The sequence below is a fragment of the Pseudomonas sp. SDO5591_S426 genome (genome assembly GCF_054070755.1).
In genome coordinates this window covers 1-1,422 of sequence record NZ_JBSVXD010000399.1, presented here as the reverse complement: position 1 = coordinate 1,422, position 1,422 = coordinate 1, and the positions used below count along the sequence as shown (strand labels likewise).

The window sequence follows — 1,422 nt, the reverse complement described above, 5'->3', positions numbered from 1 at the left end:
CACATGGACTGCATCACTCCTGTGGGAGCGAGCTTGCTCGCGATGAGGGCGTCATGTGCGAAGTAGATTCCAAACGCTGAGATCAGCGCTGAACAACCCGCAACGCATTCTGTTCTTTCGGCAGAACCCGCTTGGCAACGACGTAATGTTGTTCCCAGTACGGTTTCTTCAAGGTGTCGATGGTCACCGACTTGCCACGGCGAGGCGCGTGGATGAAGCGGTCGTTGCCCAGGTAGATGGCAACGTGGTTGACTCGACGGCTCTTGATGTTGAAGAAAATCAGGTCGCCCGGTTTCAAATCGTTGCGATCGACCTTCTCGCCGTGACCGCTGGCCATGGCGTTGGACGTACGTGGCAGGTCAAACGTGGCGTCGTTGAACGCGTATTTCACCAGGCCGCTGCAATCGAAGCCTTTGCTCGGGCTGCTGCCGCCCCAACGGTACGGCGTACCGAGGACGTTCACCGCGCGGCTCAGCACGTTGCTGCTTTCCTTGGTCGCCATAGGTGGCACCAGGCTGCTTTTGCTGCTGCTCAGTTGCGGTGCAGTCTTGAGCGATTTCTTGCTTTTGCTCGAAGGAGCAGAAGCATGGGATTTTGGGGTGTAACCATTAACGTTCGGAAGACGTTGCTCACGATTGGTGGCGTGGGCGGCCAGTGGCAATAATAGGCAAATGGTTAGCCATGTCTTGAAAAATGGACGCATTAGGCAAGGCTCGTATGGGTTAGCGCGAAACTTTATAACAGCTTTTTTTAGCATTCCGAGGCCGTTTGTCGATTCCACTTGGTTCTAACGGAACCAAACAAGCGGAAAAAGGACGCAATTGTCGGACAGAACTCAAGTGCTGCAAGGCTTTGACGGACGTGACGGTAGCATTTGCCATACGTCGGCTGCTCGTAAAAAAGTCACAAAGATTTAAAGAATATTTATCTATCGTGTGAATCGAGGTCATCCATGAACACCTATCAATCGCCCGTTCCGCATCAAGACACGCACAGTAAAGTGATTGGTTATCTGCTGTGGATTTTCGGTTTTACCGGTGCTCACCGCTTCTATTACGGCAAGCCGGTGACCGGGACGATCTGGTTCTTCACCTTCGGATTATTGGGGATTGGCTGGTTGATCGACCTGTTCCTGATCCCGGCCATGGACCGTGAAGCGGATTTGCGGTTTACCGCAGGTCCCATCGAGTACAACGTGGCGTGGATTCTGCTGACGTTTCTCGGCGTGCTCGGCGTGCACCGGATGTATCAGGGGAAGTGGATCAGCGGGTTGCTGTACCTGGTGACGGGCGGGGTGTTCTTTCTGGGGGTGCTGTATGACTTCTGGACGTTGAACGATCAGGTTTCCGTACGTAACGCCCAGCGCCGTTAAGCAAGATCAAAAGATCGCAGCCTGCGGCAGCTCCTACATCGGGACATGTG

Annotated in this window: 2 protein-coding genes; one reads left to right on the top strand and one right to left on the bottom strand. The window is 54.0% G+C overall.

Translation table 11 applies throughout. The features are described from left to right. Positions 1-82 precede the first annotated feature (82 nt). The gene (locus ACW9JC_RS30275) at positions 83-703 is read right to left on the bottom strand and encodes a C40 family peptidase (RefSeq protein WP_338583679.1); all 621 of its coding nucleotides are present in this window, start codon (positions 701-703) and stop codon (positions 83-85) included. A 249-nt stretch (positions 704-952) separates the two neighbouring features. Between ACW9JC_RS30275 and ACW9JC_RS30270 the strand changes: the two genes are divergently transcribed. Next, positions 953-1,372 carry an NINE protein gene (locus ACW9JC_RS30270; protein WP_457459656.1) on the top strand — a complete coding sequence of 140 codons (420 nt, stop codon included), beginning with the start codon at positions 953-955 and terminating at the stop codon, positions 1,370-1,372. Positions 1,373-1,422 lie beyond the last annotated feature (50 nt).